Origin of the sequence: Mesorhizobium sp. M5C.F.Ca.IN.020.29.1.1 (assembly GCF_003997375.1) — a bacterium.
GTDB classification, from domain to species: Bacteria; Pseudomonadota; Alphaproteobacteria; order Rhizobiales; family Rhizobiaceae; genus Mesorhizobium; species Mesorhizobium wenxiniae.
This window is the reverse complement of the sequence record NZ_RZSW01000630.1, coordinates 1-3,104: the sequence shown is the minus strand read 5'-3', so window position 1 is coordinate 3,104 and position 3,104 is coordinate 1. Positions and strand designations below refer to the sequence as shown.

Sequence of the window (3,104 nt, the reverse complement as noted above, 5' to 3'; positions counted from 1 at the left end):
GGATCTGATCGTCCGGAGCGATGGCGACCTGGCCCGAACACAGCACCAGCCTCTTGCCGGGAGGCACCTCGATGCCATGACTGTAGCGGGCGAAGGGCGGCTTGATCGACTCCGGCGCCAGGAATTTGAACATGAAAATCTCCAATCTGATGTCAGCCTAAAGCCGGATTGGCGGCCCGTTCAAGATGCAGTGCATACTATCAGGGCGATTGTGGACAGGCGTTCAAAAAATAGGCACGATGCCCCCGGTACAGCATGACCGTCCGGCCTTCGTGCACCACCGTTGCGCAGGCGGGCGGCCTCGGTGATGGCATGTGTCTTGCTTCTTGAGTCGATGGTGTCGAGCCCGGTGCGTGGCGCGCCGGAGCCAACAGAGGGTGGTGTGGATGGACGGAAAACTTAAGATTTCGGTGGGCGCGATCGTGCTGCTTGCCGCAAGCACGCTAAGTGCGGCAGCGAACGAGAAGGTCACCTTCGGCACCAACTGGCTCGCCCAGGCCGAGCACGGTGGCTATTATCAGGCAGCCGCTGATGGCACCTATGCGGCTTGCGGGCTCGACGTGACGATCATGCAAGGTGGCCCGCAGGTCAGCGGTCGGCCGCTGTTGCTCGCCGGCAAGATCGACTTCTACATGGGCGGCAACATGCTGCAGGCCTTCGACGCCGTTCAGCAGGACATTCCGCTGCGCGTGGTCGCCGCCTCATTCCAGAAAGAGCCGCAGGTGATCATGAGCCATCCGGGTCAGGGCCTCGACAAATGGGAGGATTTGAAGAACGCGGACCAGTACATTATTGGCGACGAAGGTGCACAGAGCTTCTTCCAATGGATGATCACGGAGTTCGGCTTCGATCCGGCCAAGCGCGTGCCCTATACGTTCAACCCCGCACCTTTCATCGCCAATCCGAAGTCGATCCAGCAGGGTTACGTGACCTCGGAGCCCTTCGCCGTCGCCAAGGAAGGCGGCTTCCAGCCCAATCTGTTCCTGCTCGCCGACTACGGCTTCGATACCTATGCGACGACGATCGAGACCATGCAGGCCACGATCGACAAGCGGCCGGAGGTGGTTCAGTGCTTCGTCGATGGCTCGGCCAAGGGTTGGTACAATTATCTCTACGGCGACAACGCTGCCGCCAACGCGGCGATCAAGAAGGATAACCCCGACATCAGCGACGAGCAGATCGCGTTTTCGATCGAGCAGATGAAGAAATTCGGCATCGTCGATTCCGGCGACACGGAAAAACTCGGCATCGGTGCGATGACTGACGCGCGCATCGAAAGCTTCTACGACAAGATGGTCAAGGCCAAGGTCGTGCCGGCCGGCGTCGACATCAAGAAGTCCTACACGCTGGCCTTCGTTAACAAGGGCGTCGGGATCGACCTGAAGAAATAGCACCCAGGCATGATGCAGGAGAAAGTGCCGCAAGCGCCGGCAAGCGCATCGGGCAAAGGTCCGATGCTGCTGGCGCTGCGTGGCGTCGGCAAGGTCTTTTCCAACGGCGTGACAGCGCTCAGCGATGTCGACCTGACGATCCGGGAAGGCGACTTTCTCAGCCTTCTTGGCCCGTCCGGCTGCGGCAAGTCGACGGCCTTGCGCCTCATTGCGGGTCTTGCGACGCCGACCTCCGGCGTGCTCGACTGGCGCGGCAGCAGCTCTGTCGACCGCTCGAATATCAGCTTCGTCTTCCAGGAGCCGACGCTGCTGCCCTGGGCCGATGTCTTCGACAATGTCTGGCTGCCGCTGCGGCTGAAGGGCGTGTCGCGGGCCAAGGCTGCGCCTGTCGTGATGGAGATGCTGGCGCGGGTCCACCTGACCGGCTTCGAGCATGCCGTGCCGCGCGAGCTGTCCGGCGGCATGAAGATGCGCGTCTCGATCGCCCGCGCCATGGTGACCAAGCCGCGCGTGCTTTTGATGGACGAGCCGTTCGCAGCGCTCGACGAGATCACCCGCTTCAAGCTCAACAACGATCTTCTGGAGCTATGGCAGGACGAGCATTTTACCGTCGTCTTCGTGACCCACAGCGTCTTCGAAAGCGTTTTCCTCTCCAGCCGCGTCGTCGTCATGGCGGCGCGACCGGGCCGGGTGTTCAAAGAACTCGTCATCGATGCGCCCTATCCGCGCAATGAAGCCTTCCGTACTTCGCCCGCCTATGCCGCGCTTTGCCGTCAGGCGTCCGATGTGCTGATCGGCGCCATCAACTCAACTGCCGGACCGCACCATGACGGCCATTGAAGAACACGTGCTGAGGCTCGATCCCGAGGAGGCGCGTCGCGTGCGCCAGGAGCGGCTCGAGCGCATCGGCCGATGGGTGCTGCCGCTGGCGATCATGATTCTGGCCATCTGGCTGTGGGACCGCATCTGCGTCTGGAACGACATCCCGAAATATATCCTGCCGCGCCCCGGTGTGGTGCTGCAAACGCTTTTTGACGATGCCGGGCTGCTGTTTTCCTCGCTGCTGGTGACGCTCAGGATCACCTTCCTCAGCCTGCTTCTGGCCGTCGTCGGCGGTGTTGGGTTGGCGGTCCTGTTCGCACAATCGAAATGGGTGGAGATGTCGTTCTTCCCGTTTGCCATCGTCCTGCAGGTGACGCCGATCGTCGCGATCTTCCCATTGATCAACATCTACGTCGACAACCAGACGACGAAGCTTCTGCTATGTGCCTGGATTGTCGCCTTCTTTCCGATCCTGTCCAACACCACGCTCGGCCTCAATTCCGTCGACCGCAATCTGCGCGACATGTTTAGGCTTAACGGCGCGACCCGCTGGCAGCAATTGCGTTATCTCAGGCTGCCGGCAGCGATGCCGTATTTTCTCGGCGGGCTGAAGATCGCCGGCGGCCTGTCACTGATCGGCGCGGTGGTGGCCGAGTTCGTCGCCGGGGCAACCGGCCAGTCGTCGGGGCTTGCCTCTCGCATCATCGAGGCCGGTTACCGGCTTAACGCCCCGCGGCTGTTTGCGGCCCTGATCCTGATCTCGTTCACCGGCATTCTGATCTTCCTGGTGCTGTCGCTGATCTCGCATCTCATTTTGCGGCGCTGGCATGAAAGCGCGCTGAAGCAGGAGCGATGAAATGTTGGAGATACCGGCCTCTGGTCCTTACCATC

Annotated in this window: 3 protein-coding genes and 1 pseudogene; 3 read left to right on the top strand and 1 reads right to left on the bottom strand. The window is 61.3% G+C overall.

Features of this window, described 5'->3' with window-relative positions:
- Positions 1–133, bottom strand: a pseudogene (locus EOA85_RS39510) (RidA family protein); the annotation flags it as partial.
- Positions 134–386: 253 nt separating this feature from the next.
- On the opposite strand from EOA85_RS39510, the gene EOA85_RS31145 reads away from it, so the two are divergent.
- From EOA85_RS31145 to EOA85_RS31135, 3 genes are read left to right on the top strand one after another with little or no spacing between them, the layout of a single operon-like run.
- The gene (locus EOA85_RS31145; protein ID WP_127212292.1) at positions 387–1,391 is read left to right on the top strand and encodes an ABC transporter substrate-binding protein; all 1,005 of its coding nucleotides are present in this window, start codon (positions 387–389) and stop codon (positions 1,389–1,391) included.
- Between the two features lie 9 nt (positions 1,392–1,400).
- Positions 1,401–2,231: an ABC transporter ATP-binding protein gene (locus EOA85_RS31140; protein ID WP_127212291.1), complete on the top strand. Its 831-nt coding sequence runs from the start codon at positions 1,401–1,403 to the stop codon at positions 2,229–2,231.
- Positions 2,218–3,069, top strand: a complete 852-nt coding sequence (locus tag EOA85_RS31135; RefSeq protein WP_127212290.1) for an ABC transporter permease — start codon at positions 2,218–2,220, stop codon at positions 3,067–3,069. Before EOA85_RS31140 ends, EOA85_RS31135 begins: the two co-directional genes overlap by 14 nt.
- Positions 3,070–3,104: the final 35 nt, after the last annotated feature.